Annotated in this window: 1 protein-coding gene; it reads right to left on the reverse strand. The window is 49.0% G+C overall.

The annotated features are described in order from the left end of the window. On the reverse strand, nt 1-292 hold a 292-nt coding region (gene fabA, locus AB4585_RS23305; RefSeq protein ID WP_372171154.1), incomplete at both ends, for a bifunctional 3-hydroxydecanoyl-ACP dehydratase/trans-2-decenoyl-ACP isomerase.

Genomic DNA, 292 nt, shown 5'->3' on the forward strand with positions numbered 1-292 from the left:
GTGCACGACCTTTACCTTCGCCACCGATCCAGCCAAGGAAGAAACCAACTAGTTGCCACATAGCGTCTAGACCAAGACAGCCAGGCATTACAGGGTCACCAGGGAAGTGACAATCGAAAAACCAAAGGTCTGGAGTAATATCGAGTTCTGCAGTAATAAGACCTTTGCCAAACTCACCTTCGGTTTGTGACATTTTAGTCACTCGGTCCATCATCAGCATGTTAGGAGCTGGTAATTGAGGACCTTGAGGGCCAAATAGCTCACCACGGCTTGATGCTAGTAGGTCGTCACG

It is taken from the genome of Vibrio sp. 10N.222.49.C9, assembly GCF_041474985.1.
GTDB lineage: Bacteria > Pseudomonadota > Gammaproteobacteria > Enterobacterales > Vibrionaceae > Vibrio > Vibrio crassostreae_C.